Origin of the sequence: Klebsiella sp. RHBSTW-00484 (assembly GCF_013705725.1) — a bacterium.
Lineage (GTDB): Bacteria > Pseudomonadota > Gammaproteobacteria > Enterobacterales > Enterobacteriaceae > Klebsiella.
The window spans coordinates 51,528-73,186 of sequence record NZ_CP055484.1 but is presented as its reverse complement, the minus strand read 5'-3'; the positions used below and the strand labels follow the sequence as shown (position 1 = coordinate 73,186).

Sequence of the window (21,659 nt, the reverse complement as noted above, 5' to 3'; positions counted from 1 at the left end):
ACTCATTCCTTTTTAGACAAGAATACTTTTTAGACAAGAAAGATAATCACAACCTGCTTATTTATTTCATTAGCGCCAGACCACCGTTTTTTCATAAACGGCAATCACGCCTCGCCTGATTAATTCGTCCCTGACCTGATTTAAAATCGCTGTATTTCTGATGTTACCGGAATGACATTTAATATAATTCATCAGTGACGAGGTGCTTACAGGTCGGTTTACCGCAGACTTTTTACTCAATGACTGTATTTTATCGGTCAGGCGTAGCACCTCATCGTTGCTGATGAGCGCAGACACCGTTTTCGCCTTCTCTGCTGAACGTGGTGAGGGTATACGACAACATCGTCGCCCTGTCCTGCAGAGCAATGCAATCACGCTGTCATACCCTTTATCATTCGATATAACATGAAACATCGTATCTTCCGGAGCGGTGACGCTGAGTCGTCCCAGCTCAAGTACCAGGTGGAAATCGACATTATTTTTCGACACGCAGGGCGCCTGAAACACACTGACCGATATATTACCGGCATGTGTTACGGACGGAAAACGAATAAACTCCTGCTGAGACCCGGTAAACAAAATAAGACGTTCATAACGCGACAACATTACATTTTCAAGCGTTCCGATATTTTCATAATCAACCAGCGCAATGATATTCTCAGACATAACTCTCCAGACTCCACCGGGACCGACTGCCAGAATACCAGTCCGTTAGTACGACGAACAACATACAGCAGTGTGCCTTTTTGTTTTAAGAGACATCCTCTTCCATTCAGAAGAGACAACAGTAACTTGTTATTGTCGGGATTTATTTATAGCCGCCTGAACATTCTGTGCTTCAGTCATTCCGGAAAAGACCGTGACGTTTTCTTCCGTCGCGCCCTTCACCGGCATCACAATAATACCTGGCGTTCCGGTTAATCCCGTCGCCGTGGCGATATCATTAATATTTTTCAGTGTGGTATTTATCTCATCAATCGTATTCTGCTTAAATTTAATATGACCAGAAACCTTTTCGATAATCTCCTGCGTCAGTTTCCCTTCATTCAGTCCTGTACCATAAACCGCATTGTGATAGCTCCTGTAAGCCTCCGAGCCCTTTTCTTTCCAGACCTGCAGGCCGGTTTTCGCCGCCAGCAATGATGCAGGCCACCGGCTACCAAACACCGGCCACTCCATAAAGAAGTAACGCACGTCCGTGTTGCCCCCGATGACCTTCTCCAGTTCGGGTGCGAACCGGCTGCACCAGATGCACTGGTAGTCAAAGAATTCAACCACCATCACCTTTCCGTCCCCGGGACCCCAGGAGGGGATATTTTTATTACCCAGAATGTTAGCCTGCTGTTCCAGTGCAGTGGATTTAAGACCGCGGGTCTGTTTCGCCTCCTGCTCCTGCTGAAGTTTCTCACTCATCTGAATCAGTATTTCAGGATGAGCACGCAGATAATCCGCTGCGATTTCCCCGATTCTTTTTTCCTGGGCGGCGGAAAACGTTTTATCTGGTTCATTATTCTGAGCAAAACTGGTATTAAAAGCGACAGCCGAAATAAACGGGAGCAGAAAATACAATCCGAATTTGAATTTCATTTTTATTCCTTTAACAGGTTAAGCATGGATATAATAAGGGTTTTCATATTATTGACTCTCTTATTTGTGACGAATACCATTCAGCTAATGGATGTGATACCCATTAGCTGTGGACGTACTGATATTTAATCTGAGCGAACTGAAAAGAATTAAACGGTCTGACTCATCTTTCGTTCAGCGCGTAACAGCTCTTTCATCATGCGCTCACTGGCGTAGTGCGCTTCATCAGCAGTGACCGTAGCCACCACATTCCCCTGCAGGTCATAGCGGGAGGCACCTTCCCGCATCCGGGACAGATAACCTGCCGACCGGGTCAGGCTTTTCAGGCACTTAATCACCTGTTTATGCGACAGCGGCAGGTCGCGCCCCGCGATATCGGCAAACAGCTGTTCACGCATCCCCGTCGCCAGCAGACGGGGTGAGTCACCGTCGAACAACTGTGGCCAGAATGCCTTCAGAGTCATGATGGCCTGTTCCGGAGGCAGTAAGCGGAGATACCGGACCGGAGGCGGTACCTTTAAGGCTTTGGCCATGACCGGCACAGTTTTTCGCGCTGCGGCTTCAGCGGCCTTTTTCTCAAGCTTCTCTTTTTTGACCTTCCAGGCGGGCGGGGTCGACACCACCACCACTTTTTTGCGGCGCACCACAACATCAGGGGTGCCCGTGTTGTTGTTCGCTCCTGCATTATCTGTGGCTGGTTTGCGTTTCAGGCTCAGTACCGGACGTTTTTCTTCACTCATAAGGGGCCATATCAATTAAAGCTTCAGGTCTGGGGTATACGATACGCTAACGGCATCATCGTTTCATCTCAGGCTGCACTGGTCACAGCGATGATGTTCCCTTTGTCACACTTACGGATACTGTTCCCGCTCCCCGGACCTCTGTCCGGTTTTTTTTTACATCGTCGCCACTATCCCCAGCACCGCCAGATGCACGGCATAAAACATCACAAAAAAGTGCCGCGGCCAGAAGCGCGGAACAGAACGACCGAGGTCAGAACAGACCGCCAGGGCCAGCAAAGCGACCATCAGGCTGGCAATGGCCTGGGTAATATCATGGGCATTCATCAGTAGTACCATGACAGCCCACAGCACGGCATACCCGATCCGTTCTACAGGCTCTTTCGCCCGACAAAGCCGCCAGCTGTTGATCAGCATGAAGACCCCGGCCAGACCGTAGCTGTCGGCAGATAAGGGGAGCCAAGCCACTACAATGGCGATCGCCAGCAGAATATCATTGCGGGTCTGCAGACTGAACCAGCGCAGCGCCTGGCCGGTGACCGCAAAGCTAAACAGGATATTCCCCATGTACCACGGGTACCCGATGAGAATAAAGGAGCCCTGGGCGATCAGCGCCCAGCACCACAGGCTGTTCAGCTGTGTCTGGCGGATGGCCCCGTGGCGCGCCAGGTTCATTCCCCAGACCAGACCAAACAGGGGAAAGCAGCCTCTCCCCAGAAGACGCATGAGTTCATTATTCCCGGCCAGCAGCAAACCGGTGTGATCGACAATCATCAGCACCAGCGCCACCGTTTTGATGATATCCGTCTGTCCAGGCGTCCAGGTCAGCAGCCCCTGCAGCCAGCGATCGACGGCATTGAGGCGGGTTTCGTACATTGTCATATTCCTTTCCTTTTATCAGCGCCCCGGCAGGGTACCCGATTTTAATCGGGGAGAATGCCGGGGCAGACAAGCCGCCGGCGCGTCAGTCGCCCCCAAGCGTTTTCTCACGATTGAGATCACGAACCATATCCCGCTCCATCTGCTGCAGACGGTCCCGCTGCAGGCTCTCTGATACCACCTGCTGAACGGCCGCTTCCTGACGCCGGGTCTGCGGATCGTCCGGCAGCACCGTTTTCTCCTCTCCTGGCCGGTCACGTTCGAGACCCCGAATGACGTCCCCGATAACCTCTTTTATCCGCTCGCCCGGCTCGCCCGCTTTCTTCTCCTCTCCGGACACTTCCCGGGTCGCCTGCTCCGTCTGTCTTTCCATCTCCCGGCGCTGTGCCTCTTCTGCGGCCCGCTGTGCCAGAACCTCTGGCGGGAGCGGGATGTCAGTACCGGTATCATTGATCGGAGGATTCGGCAGGGGATCAGCCCAGATGCGACCGCCGGTGATGGCCTCCGGGTTCCAGGGGCGGTCATCTCCGGCAAGCCGGACCACCACCCCGCTGTCGGGGTTATCGCGTGCGATCCTGACGCCTTCGCCCATATTCCCGGCCAGAAGACTTTCGCCGTTGCGACTGTTCTGCAGCGCCACAAAGCGGGCATCTTCATTGCCCATGATGCGCCCCTCACCGCCGATCACCTGCAGACGTCCGTCGTTATCCGTCAGCGGGCTGAGCCAGATGCCGGCGTCTTTCCCGTTTTTGTCGAACGCCGGCAGCGCCACGTGCGGCTGCGGGTACTTTTTGCCCGGTGAAATGAATTTTCCCGGGGACTGCCCGCGCGCCAGACCGGACTGCTGCAGGGCGGCCCGGCCTGCAGCCGCCTCATCCAGCGCTCGTGCCCGGCTGAACAGCTGGCCGGCCGTTTTCACGGCCCGGTCGTTACGCGGCTCCAGAATATCGTGGGCTGTCGCTTTCTCTGGTGAATTATTTATGGCCTTTATCCAGCCCTCACGGTTGTCGGTATACACCTGGACATGTTGTTTCATACGTGATAACCCGACATAGGCGGATTCAAAGCTGGCCATCCGTTCCCGGCCACCGGCCACGCCCTCCAGTGCGATGGCAAACGGTTCACTGGCCCCCTGCGCACCATGCGCGGTGATGGCGTAGGCAAGGTCGATATGTTGCTGCGCTTGATCAGCCTTCGGGTTCAGCGTGCGGGTGCTTTTGCCGTCAGACAGCGTGACACTGTCACCTGAAACGGATTTCACCTCCCACACACTGTTGGCCACATAGCCGCGTTCCGTGTCACTCTTGCTGAAGCGCATTTTGTCCCCCTGAGACACTGTAATCTCTTGCTCACGGTAGAGCGTGACACCTTCAGCCAACGCCTCCCGGGGTGAAATAAGCCGTTCTTTCCCTTCACCATCCATCAGCGTGATAAGCTGGTTCTCCTTATCCACGCTCCCGATACGGTGGTAGACATTATCGACCAGGGCAACGGCTCCCTTATGAGCCGTCCAGGTCGACAGTCTGCGCAGCTCTCCGTCACGGATGTTGCTCGTCACCAGTACCGGCAGAGTGACTTCCTCTCTGCCCACTTCACCATTGTCCCGCCTCGCGTCATGAATCAGACTGTTCAGCACCCGCCGGTCATCATTCAGATGGGTGATAATCAGCGTCTGTGACTGCGCCTCCGGGGTACGGTCGGCATAGTCCTTCACCAGTGCCTCATACAGCGTGGTGGGCTGACCTGCCGGCACACTTTCACCCTTGTTCAGCGCTTTCTGTATCGCCTCCTCCTGTGCGGGGGTGAATTCCACCACGGAGTTTTCGGGCACCCAGGCCCCGTCTTTTCGCGGCACCTGTTCCGGTGTAACCTGCTCAATCGTCGCCAGCGCGCGGTTCACGTCCCGGTCAATCAGGCTGTAGACCGCCGGTCGCAACTCAGGTACCTGGCGCACAATCTCTTTCATAATGGCGACGTCGGCGGCGCTGCGCTGCTGCATCAGCCGGAACGGCTGGCCCGGTGCAATGGACTGCAGCTGGTCGGTATCGCCGCTGAGCACCGCCCGTCCTCCCCCGGCCGCAATCAGGGAGAGCGCCTTCGCGGTATCGGCCAGCCCCACCATTGAGCTCTCGTCGAGCAGGAACAACGTGTTGCTGAAATCCGGTGTCTGGCCATTACGCTGCAGGAGCTGCGTGTCATGCAGGAACGAGGCGGTAGTCTGCGCATCCACGCCGGCGCTCTGCATTTCCCCGACCGCACGGTGTGTCGGACCGAGACCGATGACCCGAGGCCGGGTCGCTTCCGGCAGCAGACTGATGGCCCCCGTCACGGCCCGGAACTGGGTGGTTTTCCCCACCCCGGCATAGCCCTGAACCACCGTGAACCGGTCCGTGGTCTCCAGTATCATCCGGGTGGAAGCACGCTGCCCTGACGTCAGGTCCGTCATCAGGCTTCCCGGTACATTGTCCATCAGGGGTGCAACGGCCTCTTTTCCTTCCAGCACCTTTGTCAGAATGCTTTTCTCGGCATCCCAGGTCTGGCGGGAAATCAGCAGGTCATTGCCGTGGCCTGGGGCCACCGGCACATTCAGCAGACTGCCGGCCTGAATCTGCGACTGAATGGTCGCGTCTATCTCCGTCATCGGAACCTTACCTCCGCCGGTTTCCAGCGCGGTGGCCAACAGTTGCGGGCGCGTGAAGGTCAGCTCCTCACTTTCCAGTAAAGGAATGGAAAGGTGAATGACCTGCTCTGCGGGGGTGTGCAGCCCGGCTTTCTGTGATGCGATGGCTGCATCCAGGTCTGTCTCGCCTGAACGGGCCTTCAGCTGCTCAGACACCACACTGAAGGCGGTATGCCGGGCCAGCTTCTCTGTCGTGCGGGCAGTACCCTGCGCCGAGTACAGCCGGATGTGGCTCCCGCTCTGCGCCAGCTGGTTCAGCGTGGCGTTATCCAGCTCACGTTGCGTCACCGAGGCAAAGACCGTCGCCGTTTCGCTGACCGAGCGGCCAGGACTTTCCACCCATCCGTGCCCGACCTTGATACCGTCGAACGGGCTGCTGCCTACAGAAAGCGACTGGGTGGTTTTCTGTCCGGGACGCTGCACCGTCAGCTGCCCTTCCTCCGCCTTCAGCACCGTGACGCTCTCGCCGCCTTTCAGGCGCGTGTCGGGTATCTTCCCCAGCACGGCCAGACGTTCACCTTCAGCCACCGTCAGTTTGTCGGCCCGGAATAACGTCCACTGGCTGTCGACGGCAGAAACCTTCATGTCCAGACGTTCCCCCTCTTTGTCCCTGAGGGTCAGCATATTGCTGCTGGCGGTCACCCGATCGATCACAAAGCGGTCATGCTGTCGGGTTTCCGGGTCCCAGCGCTCCATCACCATCCCTTCCCGGTAGTAGTCCCGGACACCGCGACTTTTGCTGTCCAGCCAGACCGGCGTCAGCGCGGTGACCGTCATATCCTTCTCACCCAGTACGCCCTCACTTTTGAGCGTTTCCCGGATGAGCCCGTTCAGTATGCCCTGTTCACGGCTCCCGCTGATTTGCGCCACGCTTTCCTGCCCTTCGCGTACGCTGGCGGCAAACTCCTGCGCCAGGCGGCTGTAACGCGCGCCCTTTTCCGGCTCACTGATGATGTCCGCAGTCGCCTGCTTTCCGCCCTGCCAGCGATACGTATTGACTCCGCTCTCTTTCAGTACTGTCAGCGCGCTGCCGGTACCGCTGCGCTTCCCACTGTCGGAGAGCAGGACCTGAACGTTATGACGCATGGCGCCATCCAGCATGGACAACGTTTCCTTCAGGCTCATCTTCTCCGCCTGGTCAACGATAAGTGTCCCGCCCGGGATGAAGGCGGTTCCGTCCTGCAGGGCAGATTTCCCGGTCACCGTTTCCCCTGCCAGCCGCGCATCCGCAGACAGAAACTCCCGCGATCGGTTGTCAGCCGCAATGATGTGCACATCTCGCCCTTGCTCCCGGGCCATCAGGGTTAACTCAGCCACCCGCTCACGCTGGCCAGCCGCGCCGCCCTGGCCGGAGACAATCCCCATTGTTGGCCGGTCCTGGGCCAGCACACTGACGGCATCGCTGAACGGTGACTGGCGCACAACAGCGGTATCTGGCGTAACGGAAACATGATTCTGGCGCTGGATCTCCTGGCTCAGCGCTTTAACGGATAATTCGTCCAGGACATGGATGTTTGAGGTAAAGAGGCCTTTCTCGCGGTCGAGCGGGATCAACTGCTCGCGTTCGATCGCCGCATCGATACCGGTCCTCGTCTGCTCGAACACACCGGGTTTGGCTTCCAGCTGGCTGACTGTGCGGGCCAGCAGGTCGGCATACGTGAACTGCACCTTGCGGTCGCTGAGACCGGCAATCGCCTTCGTCACCACATCGCTGATATCGGGGACGTCCGTTTTCACCGGCGCAGCAGGCGCGCTGGCCAGTTCCTTTGCCCGAGTATCGGCGGCTTCACGATAGCCCCGGATGTCGAACCCGGTCTCCTTCAGCGTGTTCATCCACTCCACCATCTTCTCTGCCGGGTCGATAGCTTCCTTCGACTTGCGGGTATCGAGCGCGGCCACATCCCGGGACTTCAGGGAGGCATCAGGTCCGGCTGCCTCCCTGAGCTCCTGACTGCGCGTGGAAAAAGACTCAACCGGCACGCCCTCCATCTCCCACATGCCATGCTTACCCGCATCCACTGTCTTGTAACCCATCGACTCAACATCGGCCCGGAGAGTGCTCTGGTATATCTTTCCGAAAGCGATGCGGTTGGCCAGTATGTTTTCGGAAAACCCGGTTTTACCGACGGTATCGCTGCCCAGCGTCTGCCATTTATCTCCGTTCTGCGTCGCATTGATAACCACGCTGTGCGTGTGTATCTGTGGCTCCTGCGCGCGCGACGTATCGTGGTTAAACCGGGCGATAATAAGATTGTTGGTCAGGACTGTTTCCGACACGCCGTCTTTCTGTACCCGTGTTGATGCCAGGGATTCAACCTGATTCAGTGCCACGGTGACTGCCCGGTTATGGGCGTCGATAAGACGCTTATCTCCACCCAGCATGGCCAGCATCGATACACTCTTCGGTGCCGAGAACGTCAGGTCGTAACCGGGTCGGTGCTTATTGACGCCATCCTGCATCCGGGTCAGGTCGCTGCCGTCAGGGAGTTTTCCCTGCAGCAGCTCTGTAAAGACCTGCTTATCTACCTTCCCCTCCAGCCCCAGAGCTTCCGCGCCTTTTCCCTGCCAGCGCTCCTCCATGCTGCCGATGACGTAGTAATTGTCTTTCTCTGTGTAGTAGTTACCGGCACTGCCCGCCGATTTAACCTGGCTGAAACTCAGCATCAGAAGTTCCCTCCAATCTCGATATCATCCTGCTCATCGCGGCGGTGGCTGTGATTGATATTGACCTCTTCACGTCGCTGCATGTCACGCTGTGTCTGCTCTCCCGACTGCCACTCGTCCCATGCGTGCATATCATCGATTTCGCCGTATTCGTTCACACCAGGAGGCAGCATGTCCTGTCCCTGCTCTGCAGGCTGCGTCTCCAGCGCCTGCTCTGTCCCTCCTGCAGGTGTAGCAGGAACATCGGTAGCGGATGCCACTGCAGCCGTGCCCGTCGCTGCAGCAGGCCTGGGGCGGGTTAACGGAACAGTCACCACTTTCGTGAGCAGTGCAGCAGGATTAGAAACTTCAGGTGATTGACCGGATTCATCGGCTTCCGGCGTTTTCGCCGTTGACGGTACTTTTACCGTCGCAGACGTTCCGCTGCTTTCCGCAGGCTGACTCTGCTCAGGCGGATTCCCGACTTTTTCGTCTTTCTCCGCCAGCTCAGGCGCCGGTGCATCTGGCGTAAACAGCGTCCGGGCAAGACTGCCTTCGGCCTCCCGGGCTTCCAGCAGAGCATTGAGCCTTGCATCCACCCGCGTATCGAGATTGCGCTGAATAAAGCCTTCCGCAATTTTCGGCCGCGGTTTGTATTTGAGGGCCAGCTTCACGGCCGGGTACGGCCCCGGCAGCGTAACGTAGCAGGAGAGGTCAGGCAGCGTCTGCACATCAGAATAGCTGACCAGCGTTTCCCGCTCTTTTTCTTTCCCGGTCGACACACCGTCACGTACCGGGTCAGCCCCGTAGGAATACTGCTCGCTGGCCTTGAGGATTTCTTTCTCACCGATTTCACCGGCGGCAAACTCAGCAATCTCTTTACTCGGGGAGCGGAAAAAGGCCCGGGTGTTCATCACGTCGAACAGCGTCGCCGCGGGCTTCACCCCGTAAATATCTTCAAGCTGGGCATAAGACTGGATACCAAACACATAACAGCCGCCGAACTTACGCGCTTCCGGCAGGATCTCGACCAGGTCCGGCAGCTTGTGCAACGTGGGGAGCTCATCCGCAAAAATCCACACGCGCCGGTTACGGTTCTCACCCATCCCCAGCAGGCCGCGGATGGCGATAGACAACCACATCGAGATAACCGGCTTCAGTGACGCATGCGTGTCAGCGTTGGAGGAGATAAACAACCAGCCGTTGGGCTGGTCCTCACGTACGCCCCGCATCCAGTCGCGGATAGTGAACGGCTCACCGTTTTTCTCGATCCCCTGCAGATAGCGAATGGCTTTAACGTAGTTGGTCAGTACGGCACGAATGGAGATGGCCGTTTTCTCAATTTTCTCCTCAACCAGGTTGGCGGCCGGCGTGTTTTTCAGGTACGCGCGCAGCTTGTCGATTTTGATGGACAGCATGGTATCAACCAGCTTTTCGTAGCTACGGTCTTTATCCTCGCGCATCAGGTACGCACCTTCGGAAAATATGGTGCGGCCGGAGCCCTGCCAGAACGGGTCCTCTTTAGTGCCCATCGGAATCAGCGTATTAGAGACGTTATCAAAATCCGGTAGTGTCAGGCATTCGCGCCATATATCCCAGGCTGCACAGCGGGAATCCAGTGGGTTAAGGATTTTATCCAGTGACGGGTCGTAATAGCTTTTGACGAACTCACAGGAGCGGTCGTAAATAATGGCCATATCACCGCGTGCACGCACGTAATTCAGCAGCCGGCGGATGACTTCGGATTTACCTGAGCCAACCGTACCGTGAAGACAGAAGTTCTGGATTTCAGAGTGTTTAAGAATAGGCAGATCGCCAATTTTAATATCGGAGGCCACCCCATCGCGTTTCATCTGGCGGGCCACTTCTTTTGGTTTATCGGATAGCTGGCGGCCCCCGGTATTCTCATCTTCGCTTTGCTGTTTCCCCTGGCGCCCCAGCACCCAACTGGCGACAAAGAACGTCACAATACAGACGGTCAACGACACTATGGCGGCAAAAACGAAGCTGGTCCAGAGCTGCTCACCGCACCAGATGGTATATTTATCGGCAAGGATTTGCTCCGAATTATATTCCAGCGATTTCCCATAATAGTTAATCGTATAGACCGGCTGGGAGCGAATAATATCGCGCATGGGCGCCAGTGTCGTACACCACCAGTAGACGCAGCCGTTAACGAAAGTTTGCCAGCTGAGCCGGTACATCAACATCAACCCGCACAACACCCAGAAAATAATAAAAAGCACATAGAATATAATATTGGCAATCTGGCCAAACATGCGAAATCGCATATTGGCAATCTGACCGCCTTGCGTCATATCTTTGGCATTAAAACTCATGGCAATAATCCGTCATTAAATTAATACAGCCGGGGGGGAACAGATGAATCAAAGGAAATACATCACTACAGAAAATGTCATCACAGCATTGTTGCGGGTCCTCATCCGCTGCAATCATTCAGAAGCTACGTATGCAGAAGGTATAGCCCTCAGAGCCGTGACAATGTCCGCCTTTGAGGTACGATTTCGCTACCTGCCGTCCGGCCTCATCAACAAGGGAATGGAGTGCGGATGGCGATGTTTCAGCCGTATATTGCAGGCAGACGCAGAGCCATTTCACGGGACGTTCAATGATATCCGGACGTTCAAACCAGCCTGTCCCCGGAGAAAGCCAGGAGCCGCACAGCTTGTCAGAAGGAAATTTAGTCTGCACAGACCAGGCAAACTCACCGTCAGAGCTGTCGCGGCGATTGACGCCGGGGATATACAGATTTTCAGCTTCGCGGACAACACGAGAGGCGAGAGAAGAAAAGACGGAATCATCAGCGTCTGCCGGCCCTTCCACACATAAGGAGAGCTGGAAATATTCTGGCTGGCTCCATCCTTCAGGCTTTTTATCGGGATTGACAGGCAAAGCATCACGCTTACTTTTCGTGTGTAAAGAAGTATTTTTTCGGGACAAGAATAATATTATCAAAACAAAGAACACAATAACAAATGCACCGCCGAAATACACAACATAGTCATCAACGAAAGTCGGGACACTCTGTTGCGATGAGGAATAAGCGCCACCCTCTGAGGGGTGCGGATAAAAATCACTCGGCATCAATTCATGCGTATCAACAGATCTGGCAGATTCAGATGTTGCCATATATAACCTCTAAATTAAAAAAGATGAAATAACTCCGCCGATGGCGGCAACGCCTCACAGATGCACAAATAAATTGTGCAACTGCTCACCGTTCTGAGGAGGAATAAGCTGATTAAATGTCGAATTAACCTGACAGGCCAGGGAGGCGATGTCAGTCTGGCCCGGTATACCCGGGCCGTGAGGTGGCAAACTTACAGAATATTCGCGATAGATTTAGCCAGCTGGTCTTCCAGAACAGGCTGTGCTTCCGGGAACTTGAGATTAACTTTGTTCGCACTGGAGACAACGCGCGTCTGGTATTTATGCTGATTACCGGTTTCGGTGCTGGTTTGCACTTTCGCACCGGAGGTACCCTGGCGTAATACCGCGACATTATCCGTCTGTACCTGGGTTTTGGCCCGTTCGGAGATCTGAACATCGGTGATCATCGTGTAGTTCACGTCTTCCACCATCGCATCAGCCGCCATGCCTACCAGTCCAGCTGCCAGACCGACACCGAGGGTCGCGCCGGCTGAACTGGAATTATAGGCGGTGATCCCTGCACCCAGCGCAGCCGCTGTTGCCGCACCTTCATAACCCCGGCTTAGCCAGCCCTGGGTTTCACGCAGGTCCATTTTATCGGCCTTCAGGACATTTGCCTGAATCCAGTAACCCGCGGTATCGGGATTAGTGACGACCTGGTAGCCTTTTGCTGTGACGGTACTGGTGATTTTCGACTGGAGCCCGCTCATATCTTTATCAGAGGTATTTTTGATTTGCAGATAAACGGTCTTATTATTTGACGGCTCCAGCCAGATTGTTTCGCTCATCTGTGTTTTTACATCCAGATTACGCTTTTTAATTGCTGTACCCATTGCGCTACAACCGGAAAGCACCAGTGCTGAACTGATGACCATTACAGCCATGATTTTATTTAGTTTCATCCTGAATCCTTGAGACATAATCAATATAAGTGAATACACATTCTCTTATTTCTTCGGAATGCGCATTCACTATAAAGGAATTTTAAGGGAAAGGTATAAATTTATTACGGTTTGAACAATCAATAATAACCCAAAGAAACTCTTAGCCTATTAATAAACTACCATAATTAATAGGCCTGAGAGTTTTCATTTTACATCTAGGATAAGCATGCGAGTGCTGTGAACTAATGACAATTAATGCAACACCCACATAAAACACAAATACAAATACAAATACAAATACAAATACAAATACAAATGACAGCTTAATTTATAAGCAGCCGAGTAAACCACATTTACTTAAACTACAACTCAAAGCTTACTCATGTCTACTGTAACCATATGGATTCCCCGCAACATCAACACCACCATTCATTGGAAGACCTGTTGCTGGATTATGCTCATCTATTTTTATGCCATCAAAACTACTACTGGTTGATATTATACTTTCGCCAACACGTTTACATGGTGTTAAAATATATGCCAACTCATTTATTTTATATCGATTAAAATCTATATTCATGTACACAGAGAAACCAATCACTGAAGCAATGATTGCAGACAAAAAACATATCGTACTTAGATTAAATAAAGCACAAAAGACAACAAGCACAGCATACCAAAAAGAAAACACGGCAGCGTATCTTTTTATTTTCTTGGAGAGAAAAAAATACATTTTCGAGTTAATTCTAAAGCTGTACGGAGCAGACAAATATAAAGAACGAGCGCTACCAATAAAAATTAAAGATAACAATCCTAAAACAAAAGAAGTTCCTATAGACACGACGACTCCGAGTCGCTCCTCACTAATATTAAAAGGTGAATATAATCGACCACTAAAAAACATTAGCGGCCAAAAAACAAACCAACTGCAAAGCATAAGCCCTGGCCATACACTTTTCCAAAACGATACCGACTTCAAACCACTATAACTTAGCACTTTAACTAAAACGCCCAATTCTTTTTGAATAATTTTCTCAGTTATCATCTTCTATCCCCAAATCCTAAGGGAGCTTATCTTCAAGATCTTTTGATCTCTTTAAGGCATTCTCCCTGAGTTTTTCCGTTGTATCACTTATCAACGTGTCTCGTTGAGAACTTATCTCTTTATTATATTGCTCACTAAAATTATTTCCTTCTTTTTTGTGGTGGTTTTCCAGACCGGTCTGCTGTGTTTTCACATCATCCCCCTGCTGCTGAATTCCCTGACGGCTTTCCTCGTGTGCCTGTTTGTTTTGAGACACCATCGATCCCACTGTCTGACCCACATTACCCTTGATTCCAGCATTATGCGTCATTCCATCAATACTGCCACTGTGCTGGTTATAATCGGCTTCTACGGTACCAGCCCCTCCACCTCCTGACACAGTAGGCATTCCCTGACCGATTGTGCCTCTCGCATCCTGATAGGCGCCATCAACCTTAGGCTCTACCTGTGCCTTAACAAATTCACGGGCCAGCGATTCTCGTTGTGCTGCCACTTCCGGCGAACTGGTATTTGTCAGGATAGCTTCTGCATTCTGTGGAGACCGTTGTTGGACAAAGTTTGCAAACTGCTGCGTCAGATTCTCACTCATCTGGCCGCTCATACTCTCTGTTCGAGAAGCCATTTCGCTAAATTCATGGCTGCGAGTACGGCTGTTTGTATATTGGTCGTAGCTGTTTTTCGCACTGGAAAGTGACGCAGAGAACTGGTCCACGCGGGAGCTTGCATTATTATCTGTCGTGTTACCTGATGTACTGGTTTTATGGCTGGTGATGTAGTCAGCCCCCTCTTTAAAATCTTTCGCCGCCTGGCTACTGGTATCATGTCTGGTATCTACTGAGTGGCGGCCGGATTGCCCTACAGTATCAGTTGAACCCGTGCCCGCAGTACCACTTGCTGCAACTTTCAGACCTCCATCGATACTGGCTCCTGTAGCCAATTTACCCAGTTTACCGGCAAGCTGATCTCCCGAGCTCCATTTCACCCCACCGTAAGCTTCACCCGTGATTGAGCCCCTTGTCGATTCATCCATCAAGTTCTGGAACGACTGTTCGTTACTTATGTTGTTGGCTTTTGCATTTGAAACAACCGCGTTCCACATTTTGCTTTTCGCCATTGAATCCTGCGACGACTCGGTATTATCTGCCCCCGTGGTGGTTGACGCGCTGGTCCCCATATTTGTGCCAAATTGCTTCAGGCTGTTCCAGGCACTGGTCACGCTGCTGTTATAGCCCTGCAGAGAGCTCTCTGCCTGGACGTCAGATTCACGTGCCATCTGCTGCTGTGCACTGGCTATCTGACGGCCAACATTAATATCCACCGGCAGTTTTGACATCGCACCGCTGCTGTCCCAGACCATCGAACCATCCCGGGTCTGTGTACCCATGCCTCCGTTCCCCAGTTGCCGGGACATCTGTCCAAATGCCGTTGAACTGTTGGTGTTCCAGCTGTTTCCGCTGACATTGTCCGTTTGCATATTCGAAAACGAGTAATTCCCGTCCACGACGCTGGAAGAGGCCTGCGACGTCGAGCTGAGGCCCGACGAGGCAAAATGACTGTACGCGCTGGAAAACCCTGCCCCCATACTTTTAATCATGGCCCAGGTTAAGGGGGGGATCATCATCGAGATGTAGCCCGCAGTTGTCGCAATATCGGAGTTCTTGAGCTGAACCTGAGAGAGTTCAGACAGGACCACCGGTACTCCATTTTGCTTCGCATAATACGCCATCGCGCTGTTCAGAATGGCGTACAGCAGAGGCCAGGACTGCAGCCACATCAGCGCATAAAAGTAACCCTTGATGACCTGCATTGTCATCATGTTGAACATGGCGGCCATCACCATGATCGGAAACAGGCCAATCATGATCCCCATCACCACCGTCTGCATCAACGGCAGGGAGCGTAATGCCTGGTGGCCCATTGTCGCCTGTGCCAGGCGTTGTTTCTCCAGCGAAGAGGTGTTGGCGATGTTCACCAGGCTGGCCGTATCACCACTGCGGGCCGCGTAGCTCTGAATACCGCTGCGCAGTGCATTCATGGTGACATTCTGGCGGATTATCTGTCCCGCGCTCTGCCCCGAGCTGTAGAAGAAGTTATAGCTGTCACCGATCATCTGGCTGAACAGCAGGTCCGGGTTGGGTTTGCCGCCAAAGAGCTGGCGCACATAGTAGTTCCAGGTTTTCCCGCCCGTCTGGGTATCCAGAGCCAGCCGTTGCTTCAGCTCCGTTGCCGCCACCTGACAGCTGATAAACGTGGTGCCAATATAGTCTTTCTCCAGAAACTTATAGCTGTTATTAGGAACCTGACGAAGTGGACTCGGCTGAGAAAATATCAGCGAGTACGGGTCAGCAGATTCCATCAGCTCCTCAAAGGAATACTTATGGTTGAGAAAAATATCGCCCATGACGCAGTTCTGCACATAGTCAGAGAACAACGTGGTGATCTCCGGGTTCTGCGATAAAAAGTCGGTGCTTTTAGCGATTAAATTACTGCCAAACAGCATCCCTGTCTTGCTGTACGTCACGCTGTCGGGCAGGGAGAAAATCATCTCATAGCTCTGTACCAGCGCATTCCCGACGCGTGTTGTCAGTGAGGCAGGAATCGCCAGGCCTATCGGGACATTGTCGACCTGATAGACCTGAGAGACATTACTGTAGTCGATAATCTGCACCGGTTTGCGAATGACGACCAGCATCGAGACCAGCGTCAGGGCAAACACCCAGCCGACCAGATCCATGACGTTGTGCTTTTTCACCCAGCTGCTGGCGACAATCAGTACGGAAAAGGCGATACACATTTTCTCAATGGAGGACCAGGTACCGGTACTCATGAAAGCGGCAATGGCATTCAGGTTGCCCCGAAACCAGTCGCCGCCGGCTATCGTGTAGATTTCCAGCATCAGAGGCTCCCTCCGAAGTGATAGTTGTTCTGGTAGCGGGTCATCATGCGGGCGGATACCTGCTGACGCATGTAGCTCATCTGCCGGTCAACGACCAGCAGCGCGTCCTGCTGCACCTGTATCCGGGACTGAAAAGCGGCAATCTGCACACTCGCCTGGTTCAGGTTCTCGAGGATCATGTCCATCGTCGACTGCGGGTAGTTACCGGTCGAGACCATTGCACGGGCCTGCTGGATCAGCTCCTGGATGTACTGCAGCAGTATGTCGTAGCCGATATAGTCCGTCAGCTGGTACAGCAGCGAGTTAGAGACCCCGAGCATCTGCGGGTCAACCAGGTATTTAAAGACCGGGATGGTGGTGCTGGAGATAAACCCTTTCTCCTGCTCTGTCAGCGCGGTATCCGTTACTGCTTTGTTCTGGATACTGCTCAGCAGAGCGGAGATCTGGTTCTTCAGCGCCTTTTTGTCTGAAATCGTCACGCTGGCATCGGCCACCACCTTGAGACATTTTTCTGAATCATTGCAGTGGTAGATTTTAGCCGTCCCTCCCTCCATCATCGCCTTAATCAGGTCCTGATCCGTGGTCCGTGCCGGCAGCGGTGTGATTTCACTGTTCTCGCCAAAAATCAGGGTACCGGTCAGCGTCATCACAAACTCTTTCAGCTCTTTGTTATCGTCGAAGAGGCGGTTTTTGGACAGGGCATTCCACATGACATTGATGTTCTTCATGACCCGTTCCTTGTCCTTGTCGCTGGCTTTGTCCTGCACCTTGTCCATCTGCCCGCCCACCGAACAGCCCTGTCGGGACGCGGCCCAGTCCGAAAAGATATTGCTCTCGCCGGCGATATCCTGGCATACCTTCTGCTGAGCGACCTGGGTTCGAGGAAACAGCCCGCCGACAATTCCCTGCGCGGCCTGGCAGCTGCTGAGGTTCATGCTGTTGATGTCGCTGGCCATCTTCTGCAGGAAGTCCTTTGCGGTCTTGATTTCGGGTACAGTGGTCTGCAGTGCCAGGTCAAAGAAGTAGCCCGCGGCGTTGGACATGATTTGTTTGCCGAAGCGCTGCAGCTGTTCGCTGTTGATAAAAGAGAACGAACCCAGATATGCATCGATGCCGCCGCAACCGGCATTAATATCCGGCAGGGTCATGCTGACCAGCTGGATCGTTTTCACCTGCGTTCTGGCATACAGCGAACCGCCGGAAGCGTAACCCGCCGCCTGCCCCTGCCAGACCTGAGGCTGACTGGTATTGGACGCGAACCCCAGCTTATTGAAGAAGTTGTTCATGTCACCGTTAACATCTGCGGCCGCCGTCAATGACACCCCTAGCAACATTCCACAAAGCACTGATAATGGTTTACGGATGAACATCAGGCTCTCCTTCTTTCATTTTATTTTTCCGTCGGAGGTTGCGGTTTAAATATCGCTGGAAGCTTTTTTCAAGGGCATATTCAAACCAGAAAGCCAGTTCGGCCATCAGTACTCCCAGCAAAGCCGTTGCCAGACAACCAATGGAAAGTGAGAAAAGAATAAAGGGAACGAAATACATCAGGACATTCCACAGATTCATGACGTTCTCTGCAGACCCCAGCTTCTCCGACGGGGTTAACAGCTCAGTGAACACACTGAAATACGCATGACTTCCCCACCACAGAAATAATCCGGCAGAACCAAACATAAAAGCGAGACAATAATAAACATCGAATCTCTTTTGCCGTGATAGCTTCAGGCGTTTATTTCTTTCCAGTACGGGTAACGAAGAATATATTTTGTTGAGACTATCCATTATCAGGTGCCCCCATCATTTGAAATACCGTATCCATTCTGGCCATAAATCCCTGAGCATCGGTGGCGCCCTGCAGAATCGGCCAGGCCGCCAGCGTATTCACATTCACCAGAAACGTGGTCGGGGTAGCTACCGGGATATTCGGGAAAAAAGTCTGCATCACGTCAGGCGGTACCGGCAGGGCTTCAGGGAACGCCTCGTCCCCCTGACCGTCGATCGTGTAAGAGAACACCGAGAATCCGTATTGTCCGGACAGCTGCTTCAGAACCGGGTCAAACTTATGGCAGTACGGGCAGTGCCCCTGCATAAACAGCACCACTTTCCAGTCACTGAGATTAACCTGTTGGCCGTTGCTGAGCCGGTACCAGCGGGCCTGAGAGACCGGCTTCACGGGTGCGGACACGCCAGCAGATGGCACCGGCGTCGTGCCTGTTATGCCCTGCGGGTCCCAGAGGGATTTTACTTCATCGAGCGTACCAGCCCAGGTCACGGGAGAAAGCGCCAACAGCAAAGCAGCCGTTGTGAAACCCGCCCTAATTGTCTTCAGGTTGCTTTTCACGGGCCTTCTCCTGCTTTTCAGCTTCAGCAATCAGGGCATTGAGAATTCGGTATCCACCAAATATCACCATACCCAACCCCAGAATTTCCCCGGCCTGAACGGCCAGCTCAGGCTGTTTTCTGACGAGCCTGGCAATCAGGTGGAAAAACACGCCCACCGCCAGCACCCACATCCCGGTAATGTCTAAATCGGGAAAACGAATCTTTCGCATATAACCTCTTTCAAAGTTTTGGACCTGTTTTATTCTCTGTGTTTAACTGATTGTTCCACATCAGTTGAAACGGATAGCAGGAGAGGAAATGGATAATAAAGTTGAAAAAAAACTGTTGGTTATCAGGAATATCATCCGCGAAACCCTGTTGGGGAACGCAATCATCCTGCTTGCGGTATACATCCTGTCAAAATCATTACCGCCTCAAAACATCCCGGATTATGGGATTATCATTCTGACATCCGTCACAATGACAGGTGCGATAACATGGCTGTTCTGGATAACAACAATTTATATTAAAAAAATATTTAAAAAGCGCACATGGATTATTATCTTTCTTTTATGGTGTGTTCTTATACAACTGGCTTGTCACTATAAAATAAATGAACTAGTTAACCCCCATGAATGTTTCAACAATCAAACAGCAATTTTAAAAAAAACCATGTAATCACAGTCACAACTATGGACGCGCCTCCGATACAAACCTTGCACCTTGAAGTTCGGGCGATTTTTGTTTCATCCTTAACAGATATCCCGGCATATATCATTGAAGGCACTATCGACTGAACCAGCCCGGATACCATAATAATTTTGAAATAGTCAAATGAATAAAGGCATGCAATAAAAACAAGTTGTGTAATCAGAACTGACATTGCAATGATAACGTATTCTTTAAAGAAATAATTCCGGGAAAATAACGCACCGAACAGAACAGGGAACATCAGGAACGTTACAGGAAAAACAACAAACCAGAAAACCCGATTTCCTTCCGGAACGTCCCTTACTTCTGAGGCCAGCGCCGGAATAGTGATAAAAAACAGAGCAATACATCCAGCCCGAAAATAAATCATCCGTTAATCCTCAAAAGTTTGGTTTAAAGTCACTGGAGACATAGAGGAACTGTTTCGCCAGGTCGTCCTGGCTGATAAAGCCGTAACTGAGGGGTTTAACCTGCCCGCTTTTGGGATTGACCAGCATCATCGCGGGGAAGAACTTCACGCCGAGCTGTTGTGCCTGCCCCTGGTCCAGCCGGCTGTCGGGGAGCATGGGATTCACCACACCGTCGACGGAGACCGGTATCACGCTCAGTCCGTAGGTTTCGCGGAAGTTTTTGATGACCTGGACCAGTTGCCCGTCGATGGCCTCCCGGCCGCGGTAGAAAAACATCACGCCATAGTGCCGGGCCAGGGAGGAGATTGCCTTGCGCTGTTCGGCGTAGTCGGCAGCCAGCTGGTTTTTCACGGTGCCGTTGTAGTGGCTGTACTGCAGGTTGTAGTCCAGCTCGGGGTTTTCCAGCATGGCTTTCTTCGCGCTCATCGAGAACAGGCCTGCCTGCTGCGTCCAGTAGTTCTGGAGCCGGAAATACTTCACGAAATTGTCAGATGAGGGGTAAAGAATAGCCTCATACAGCGACCGCTTTGTGGCCGTCTGCAGCTGCGCCAGCTTCTCCAGGATGTCCTGCTTTGCCGGCGGTGGCGGAGGCGTGGCAGGCGTTTCCGGGTCTGTTTTTTTTAGCTGCTCGTTATACCACTGCCAGCCCGCATCTTTCGCCCAGGCCGGCATCAGGGTGCAACAAAGGCACCCCGCCAGTATGGCGGCATGTAGTTTTCCCATAATGAATACCTTTTTGACTGAATTAATTCGGCTGGCGTGAAATATGTTGATAGACGGTGTATTTATCGAGACTGACCGTTTTCGTTTCAGGGTCAGTGCGTCCCTCAAACCGGAAACCGTTGCAGTACAGTGTCAGATTATTCATTTCTAATGCCGTACGTTCACCGTTCCTGATAACCCACGCAGCCTGCGAGCTCCTGTCACACTGAATACCCCAGGCCCGGTTGGTGGCCAGAAACGCATTAATTTGTTTATCCCGCCACAGGCTGTAAGACATGATGCTGATCAGAAAAACGACAAACACGCCGACAAACACGATCACCAGCCCGTATGATTTGTTCTCTTTCATCCCTGCCCCTTATTTTCTTTTTTGCAAAATCCCTACTAAAGCAGAAATAAACAGGTGACTCATCAACCAGAAAAAGCCGACTATAAGGATAAAAACCACACTCTCAATATAATCACTGCCCGATGTCCCTTTGACGGCATCCCATGAAAAATACAGCACAGGGGAGATAATAATTATCGTCAGCACCAGTCTCAGAGAAAAATCGACAACAGGATGTTTAGCAAAGCTAACTATCACTTTTATCCTCCTTACCGGCATCGGTCTTTTCATCACTGAACCCCGTGATGAGGACGTAGATGACAATAGAAACGGCACCAAATCCGGCAGCCGCTGACAGGCTGTGCGCGGTAAACAGCGTGACCAGCATGGCGACGGTAACCTGGGTGACCAGCGCACCCAGGAAGAACATCAGTGCCCCACGTGTCATGGCCAGCAAGGCCATCAGCAGCGGAGTCGCCAGGATAATAATAAATAGCACAACGGATTTTAACATCGGCATCGCGCCGGTGCTCAGCCACGACATCGCACTTAATATGATAAATACCAGGATAAACGGATAAAGCATTTTCCCTTTACTGTACTTATTAAAAAGGCCATGTGTTTTCATGTTTACTTT

Annotated in this window: 19 protein-coding genes; 1 reads left to right on the top strand and 18 read right to left on the bottom strand. The window is 52.6% G+C overall.

What is annotated here, in order from left to right:
* Positions 1–69 precede the first annotated feature (69 nt).
* The 14 genes from HV213_RS32245 to traQ all read right to left on the bottom strand — a co-directional run bounded on the left by HV213_RS32245 (position 70) and on the right by traQ (position 19,080).
* The gene (locus HV213_RS32245) at positions 70–666 is read right to left on the bottom strand and encodes a PIN domain-containing protein (RefSeq protein WP_042927543.1); all 597 of its coding nucleotides are present in this window, start codon (positions 664–666) and stop codon (positions 70–72) included.
* A gap of 129 nt (positions 667–795) precedes the next feature.
* Complete coding sequence (locus tag HV213_RS32240; RefSeq protein WP_064386208.1) at positions 796–1,587, bottom strand: DsbA family protein; 792 nt, start codon at positions 1,585–1,587, stop codon at positions 796–798.
* Positions 1,588–1,736: 149 nt separating this feature from the next.
* On the bottom strand, positions 1,737–2,327 hold the full coding sequence (locus HV213_RS32235; protein WP_009651737.1) for a fertility inhibition protein FinO: 591 nt from the start codon (positions 2,325–2,327) through the stop codon (positions 1,737–1,739).
* A gap of 156 nt (positions 2,328–2,483) precedes the next feature.
* Entirely contained in the window at positions 2,484–3,209 is a 726-nt protein-coding gene (gene traX, locus HV213_RS32230) for a type-F conjugative transfer system pilin acetylase TraX (protein WP_064386205.1), read from the bottom strand.
* Positions 3,210–3,291: 82 nt separating this feature from the next.
* Positions 3,292–8,550: a conjugative transfer relaxase/helicase TraI gene (gene traI / locus HV213_RS32225; RefSeq protein ID WP_082226159.1), complete on the bottom strand. Its 5,259-nt coding sequence runs from the start codon at positions 8,548–8,550 to the stop codon at positions 3,292–3,294.
* Positions 8,550–10,868: a type IV conjugative transfer system coupling protein TraD gene (traD, locus tag HV213_RS32220; RefSeq protein WP_064386203.1), complete on the bottom strand. Its 2,319-nt coding sequence runs from the start codon at positions 10,866–10,868 to the stop codon at positions 8,550–8,552. Before traD ends, traI begins: the two co-directional genes overlap by 1 nt.
* A gap of 118 nt (positions 10,869–10,986) precedes the next feature.
* The gene (locus tag HV213_RS33460; RefSeq protein ID WP_202395549.1) at positions 10,987–11,679 is read right to left on the bottom strand and encodes a hypothetical protein; all 693 of its coding nucleotides are present in this window, start codon (positions 11,677–11,679) and stop codon (positions 10,987–10,989) included.
* Positions 11,680–11,870: 191 nt separating this feature from the next.
* On the bottom strand, positions 11,871–12,602 hold the full coding sequence (gene traT / locus HV213_RS32210) for a conjugal transfer complement resistance protein TraT (protein WP_064386198.1): 732 nt from the start codon (positions 12,600–12,602) through the stop codon (positions 11,871–11,873).
* 358 nt (positions 12,603–12,960) lie between these two features.
* On the bottom strand, positions 12,961–13,629 hold the full coding sequence (locus HV213_RS32205) for a hypothetical protein (protein WP_128317877.1): 669 nt from the start codon (positions 13,627–13,629) through the stop codon (positions 12,961–12,963).
* A gap of 16 nt (positions 13,630–13,645) precedes the next feature.
* Positions 13,646–16,525, bottom strand: a complete 2,880-nt coding sequence (gene traG / locus HV213_RS32200; RefSeq protein WP_064386194.1) for a conjugal transfer mating-pair stabilization protein TraG — start codon at positions 16,523–16,525, stop codon at positions 13,646–13,648.
* Positions 16,525–17,895 carry a conjugal transfer pilus assembly protein TraH gene (gene traH, locus HV213_RS32195; RefSeq protein WP_064386191.1) on the bottom strand — a complete coding sequence of 457 codons (1,371 nt, stop codon included), beginning with the start codon at positions 17,893–17,895 and terminating at the stop codon, positions 16,525–16,527. The genes traG and traH overlap by 1 nt, the downstream gene beginning before the upstream one ends.
* Complete coding sequence (locus tag HV213_RS32190) at positions 17,882–18,310, bottom strand: conjugal transfer protein TrbF (RefSeq protein WP_100663598.1); 429 nt, start codon at positions 18,308–18,310, stop codon at positions 17,882–17,884. Before HV213_RS32190 ends, traH begins: the two co-directional genes overlap by 14 nt.
* Positions 18,303–18,869, bottom strand: a complete 567-nt coding sequence (trbB, locus tag HV213_RS32185) for a type-F conjugative transfer system pilin assembly thiol-disulfide isomerase TrbB (protein WP_100663597.1) — start codon at positions 18,867–18,869, stop codon at positions 18,303–18,305. The genes HV213_RS32190 and trbB overlap by 8 nt, the downstream gene beginning before the upstream one ends.
* The gene (traQ, locus tag HV213_RS32180; protein ID WP_064386186.1) at positions 18,844–19,080 is read right to left on the bottom strand and encodes a type-F conjugative transfer system pilin chaperone TraQ; all 237 of its coding nucleotides are present in this window, start codon (positions 19,078–19,080) and stop codon (positions 18,844–18,846) included. Before traQ ends, trbB begins: the two co-directional genes overlap by 26 nt.
* An 88-nt stretch (positions 19,081–19,168) precedes the next feature.
* Here traQ and HV213_RS32175 point away from each other — a divergent pair, with 88 nt between their 5' ends.
* The gene (locus tag HV213_RS32175; protein WP_064386183.1) at positions 19,169–19,528 is read left to right on the top strand and encodes a hypothetical protein; all 360 of its coding nucleotides are present in this window, start codon (positions 19,169–19,171) and stop codon (positions 19,526–19,528) included.
* Between the two features lie 413 nt (positions 19,529–19,941).
* Here the strand turns inward: HV213_RS32175 and traF are convergent, their stop codons facing one another.
* Genes traF through HV213_RS32155 form a run of 4 tightly spaced genes read right to left on the bottom strand, consistent with a single transcriptional unit; the run spans position 19,942 to position 21,650 of the window.
* Positions 19,942–20,694 (bottom strand): type-F conjugative transfer system pilin assembly protein TraF, encoded by a 753-nt coding sequence (gene traF, locus HV213_RS32170; protein WP_148853187.1) that lies wholly within the window; start codon positions 20,692–20,694, stop codon positions 19,942–19,944.
* A gap of 22 nt (positions 20,695–20,716) precedes the next feature.
* The gene (locus tag HV213_RS32165) at positions 20,717–21,043 is read right to left on the bottom strand and encodes a hypothetical protein (protein ID WP_148853185.1); all 327 of its coding nucleotides are present in this window, start codon (positions 21,041–21,043) and stop codon (positions 20,717–20,719) included.
* 9 nt (positions 21,044–21,052) lie between these two features.
* A complete protein-coding gene (gene trbE, locus HV213_RS32160) occupies positions 21,053–21,301 on the bottom strand; it encodes a conjugal transfer protein TrbE (RefSeq protein ID WP_263451157.1) in 249 nt (82 codons plus the stop codon).
* Positions 21,270–21,650, bottom strand: a complete 381-nt coding sequence (locus HV213_RS32155; RefSeq protein WP_142255964.1) for a hypothetical protein — start codon at positions 21,648–21,650, stop codon at positions 21,270–21,272. The genes trbE and HV213_RS32155 overlap by 32 nt, the downstream gene beginning before the upstream one ends.
* Positions 21,651–21,659 lie beyond the last annotated feature (9 nt).

Coding starts and splice junctions, on each gene's coding strand:
- traG (WP_064386194.1), bottom strand. CDS start 16,525: ATGCTGGAAATCTACACGATAGCCGGCGGCGACTGGTTTCGGGGCAAC.
- traQ (WP_064386186.1), bottom strand. CDS start 19,080: ATGCGAAAGATTCGTTTTCCCGATTTAGACATTACCGGGATGTGGGTG.
- HV213_RS32165 (WP_148853185.1), bottom strand. CDS start 21,043: ATGAAAGAGAACAAATCATACGGGCTGGTGATCGTGTTTGTCGGCGTG.
- traD (WP_064386203.1), bottom strand. CDS start 10,868: ATGAGTTTTAATGCCAAAGATATGACGCAAGGCGGTCAGATTGCCAAT.
- HV213_RS32175 (WP_064386183.1), top strand. CDS start 19,169: ATGGATAATAAAGTTGAAAAAAAACTGTTGGTTATCAGGAATATCATC.
- traH (WP_064386191.1), bottom strand. CDS start 17,895: ATGTTCATCCGTAAACCATTATCAGTGCTTTGTGGAATGTTGCTAGGG.
- HV213_RS32205 (WP_128317877.1), bottom strand. CDS start 13,629: ATGATAACTGAGAAAATTATTCAAAAAGAATTGGGCGTTTTAGTTAAA.
- HV213_RS33460 (WP_202395549.1), bottom strand. CDS start 11,679: ATGGCAACATCTGAATCTGCCAGATCTGTTGATACGCATGAATTGATG.
- traI (WP_082226159.1), bottom strand. CDS start 8,550: ATGCTGAGTTTCAGCCAGGTTAAATCGGCGGGCAGTGCCGGTAACTAC.
- HV213_RS32235 (WP_009651737.1), bottom strand. CDS start 2,327: ATGAGTGAAGAAAAACGTCCGGTACTGAGCCTGAAACGCAAACCAGCC.
- traF (WP_148853187.1), bottom strand. CDS start 20,694: ATGGGAAAACTACATGCCGCCATACTGGCGGGGTGCCTTTGTTGCACC.
- HV213_RS32190 (WP_100663598.1), bottom strand. CDS start 18,310: ATGGATAGTCTCAACAAAATATATTCTTCGTTACCCGTACTGGAAAGA.
- HV213_RS32155 (WP_142255964.1), bottom strand. CDS start 21,650: ATGAAAACACATGGCCTTTTTAATAAGTACAGTAAAGGGAAAATGCTT.
- HV213_RS32240 (WP_064386208.1), bottom strand. CDS start 1,587: ATGAAATTCAAATTCGGATTGTATTTTCTGCTCCCGTTTATTTCGGCT.
- traX (WP_064386205.1), bottom strand. CDS start 3,209: ATGACAATGTACGAAACCCGCCTCAATGCCGTCGATCGCTGGCTGCAG.
- trbE (WP_263451157.1), bottom strand. CDS start 21,301: ATGCCGGTAAGGAGGATAAAAGTGATAGTTAGCTTTGCTAAACATCCT.
- HV213_RS32245 (WP_042927543.1), bottom strand. CDS start 666: ATGTCTGAGAATATCATTGCGCTGGTTGATTATGAAAATATCGGAACG.
- traT (WP_064386198.1), bottom strand. CDS start 12,602: ATGAAACTAAATAAAATCATGGCTGTAATGGTCATCAGTTCAGCACTG.